Source organism: uncultured Campylobacter sp., from assembly GCF_938018145.1.
In the GTDB taxonomy this organism is placed as follows: Bacteria; Campylobacterota; Campylobacteria; order Campylobacterales; family Campylobacteraceae; genus Campylobacter_A.
The window spans coordinates 1-3,228 of sequence record NZ_CALIII010000089.1 but is presented as its reverse complement, the minus strand read 5'-3'; the positions used below and the strand labels follow the sequence as shown (position 1 = coordinate 3,228).

General features: G+C 46.2%; 5 protein-coding genes. All 5 read left to right on the top strand.

Annotation, left to right across the window (positions count from 1 at the left end):
- Positions 1-253 (top strand): ABC transporter permease subunit (locus Q0338_RS01910; RefSeq protein WP_298085283.1); only part of this gene is annotated, 253 nt, incomplete at its 5' end.
- A complete protein-coding gene (locus tag Q0338_RS01905) occupies positions 246-974 on the top strand; it encodes an amino acid ABC transporter ATP-binding protein (RefSeq protein ID WP_002948421.1) in 729 nt (242 codons plus the stop codon). The genes Q0338_RS01910 and Q0338_RS01905, both read left to right, overlap by 8 nt.
- A gap of 12 nt (positions 975-986) precedes the next feature.
- Complete coding sequence (locus Q0338_RS01900) at positions 987-1,808, top strand: transporter substrate-binding domain-containing protein (RefSeq protein ID WP_298085282.1); 822 nt, start codon at positions 987-989, stop codon at positions 1,806-1,808.
- A gap of 59 nt (positions 1,809-1,867) precedes the next feature.
- Positions 1,868-2,584: a basic amino acid ABC transporter substrate-binding protein gene (locus Q0338_RS01895; protein ID WP_298085281.1), complete on the top strand. Its 717-nt coding sequence runs from the start codon at positions 1,868-1,870 to the stop codon at positions 2,582-2,584.
- Positions 2,584-3,228 (top strand): hypothetical protein (locus tag Q0338_RS01890; RefSeq protein ID WP_298085280.1); only part of this gene is annotated, 645 nt, incomplete at its 3' end. The genes Q0338_RS01895 and Q0338_RS01890, both read left to right, overlap by 1 nt.

The following is a 3,228-nucleotide window of genomic DNA, read 5'->3' as shown; positions in this document are numbered from 1 at the left end:
CGAGGTGGTGTTCCCACAGGCGACCAAAAACATCTTGCCTGCGCTTGCGAACGAATTTATCTCGCTGTTTAAAGAGACATCAGTCGTTGGCTACATCAGCGTCATCGACATCACGATGCAAAGCAAAAGCCTGCAAGCGGTGTTTTATAGCCCAGAGCCCGTCATTTTCACGGGCATAGTTTACTACGTCAGCGTGAAGTTCTTTACGTTTTTGGTTAAAATTTTGGAGAGGAGGCTAAATCGCCATGATTGAGATTAGAAATTTGAGTAAAAATTACGGCGATTTGCGCGTCCTAGACGACATCAGCGTAGATATCAAACAAGGCGAGATCATCGCTATCATAGGCCCGAGCGGTGGCGGCAAGAGTACGTTTTTGCGCTGCATAAACCGCCTAGAGGAGCCAAGCGGCGGGCACATCAAGATAAACGGCGAAGACATCACCGACAAAAAAACGGACATAAATAAAATCCGTCAAAAAGTGAGCATGGTTTTTCAGCACTTTAACCTTTTTGCAAATAAAAACGTCTTGCAAAATTTAACCCTAGCTCCGATAAAAGCGGGGATTTTGGATAAAGAAAGCGCGGAAAAAAGAGCCGACGAGCTACTAAAAAGCGTGGGTCTAAGCGATAAAAAATACGCCTTCCCGCACAAGCTCTCGGGCGGTCAAAAGCAGCGTATAGCAATCGCTAGAAGCCTCGCGATGAATCCCGAGGTCATACTCTTTGACGAGCCGACCAGCGCGCTAGATCCCGAGATGATCGGCGAGGTGCTAGACATCATGAAGGACGTCGCGGCAAAAGGCATCACGATGCTAGTAGTCACCCACGAGATGGGCTTTGCTAAAAACGTGGCAAATAGGATATTTTTCATGCACGGCGGTAAAATAGCCGTGGACGACACGCCTAAAAACGTATTTGAAAACCCTAGCAATCAGCGTTTGCAGGATTTTCTAGGTAAAATTTTAAACCACTAAAAGGAGGTCAAAATGTCACAAAACATCGTTGCGGCTTTGTCCGCCGGCAAATTTAAAAAACTTTTCGTTTTCGTAGCCGCCGCTTTGATGCTTTCAGGCTGCGGTCAAAGCTCGAATGAAAACGCAAGCAAAGACGCCGCAGTAAAAAACGAGGCAACCCCCGTAGCGGTACAGCAAACGATAAAAGTAGGCTCGAGCGCGGACTATCCGCCGTTTGAGTATATCGACGAGCACAACAAGATCGTAGGCTTTGAAATCGATATGATAGAGGCCGTCGGTAAGAAAATCGGCGTCAAATTCGACATACAAAATATGAGCTTTGACGGACTGATCCCAGCTCTAAAAACAGGCAAGATAGACGCCGCGCTAAGCGGTATGAGCGCGACCGAGGAGAGAAGAAAATCGGTCGATTTTACGAAGCCATATTATTTTTCGGATAATCTTTTCATCCGCAAAAAAGGCACCGACGTAAATGCAACCAATATGCATCTCAAAAAAATAAGCGCGCAAATAGGCACATTGCAAGAGAGCGCGGCTAAATCCATCTGCGGCGACCTAGCCGTGCCTGCAGAAACCGTAGCGGCTGCGATTTTATCGCTAAAAGCGAGCAAGATCGACGTCGTGCTAACAGATAGCCCGATCGGTTACGAGTATCTAAAGCAAAACTCTGATTTGGAGGAGTTTTTAAAGCTTCCAGACGGCACCGAGGGCTTTGCCGTCGCATTTGATAAAGACAAGCACCTGGAGCTAATCGGCAAGATAGACGCCGCCATAGAGGAGCTCAAAAAGAGCGGCGAATTTGACAAGATGATGGAAAAATACGACCTAAAGTAAATTTACGAGCCCGCACCAAAACGCGGGTTAAATTTGAAACCAAATTTAAAGGAGAGAAAATGAAAAAGATTTTTGCGCTGCTTTTAGCGGCCCTAGCTACGCTTGGCGCCGCCGAGCTAAAGATCGGTACAGCCGCCAACTATCCGCCGTTTGAGTATGTGGACGAGCAAAATAAGATTACGGGCTTTGATATGGATCTAGTAGCAGAGCTCGCTAAACGCGCGGGTTTTGAGTACAAGATCGTAAATATGAGCTTTGACGGCCTCATCCCAGCTCTAAAAACCGGCAAGATCGACGCCGTAGCAAGCGCGATGAGCGCAACCGACGATAGACGCAAATCTATCGATTTCACGCAGGCTTATTATGCGACCGAAAATATCTACTTGCGCGCTAAAGGCAACGACGCTATCGCGAGCAAAGACGCGCTAAACGGCAAAAGAGTAGGCGTACAACAAGGCACCGTCCAAGAGATCGCCGCTAACGCTATCGCAGGCGCTAAAGTCGTGCCTGCCGAGGATCCGGTTCCGCTAATCATGGGACTAAAAAAAGGCAAGATAGACGCGGTCGTACTTGATAGCTCGATCGGCTACGGCTTTTTAAAGAAAAACCCCGAGCTTGAGGAATTTTACAAAGAAAACGACGGTAGCGAGGGCTTTTCTATGGCGTTTGACAAAGGCAAGAAAGCCGATCTAATCGCTAAAATAAACGCCGCGCTTGACGAAATGAAAAAAGACGGCAGCTACGATAAACTGCTAGAAAAATACGATCTGAAATAATGAAAAAAAGCGCATTTTTTACTCTGATTAAATTTTGCGCTTTAGCCTTGCTGTCGGTAAATTTGGTAGCCGAGTTTACCGACATGCAAATCACCCAAACGACCAAATCCAAACGCGAAAAAGTCGTCAAAGAGGTCCTTTTTCTAGAAAAAATTTTAGACTACGATACCTTTGTCTTTAGGCTAAACGCCGCCGTGATCGCTCCTTGCAAGCTTGCAAACGTTAAATTTTATAACGGCGCAAAATGCATAAAAGATAAAAAAGAGCTGGAAAATTTCACCAAATCCTACGACAAAGAGATCAAAAAGATATTTCGTCCGGAGCGCAACTACTACGTGCTAACACTAAAAAATCTAGGCGATAGATGGCTATGCGAGGTAAGCGACGAAAGCAGAATCCTAAACAAAACCCTAGTTAAAAACGGCCTTGCCTCGCCTACTAGCAAAGAGTACCAAAAAATCGACATCAAAGAGGACTGGGCCAAGAAAAATCACGCGGAAATTTACGAGTGCCTAACCGGCAAAAAGCTAGAAGAACCGAAGAAAAAACCTAAAAAAGCCGAAAACAATGCCACCAAAAACGTTCAAACCGAGCAAAACTCTCCAAGTCCGCAACCTACTCAAACGCAGCCGCAAACTCCACCG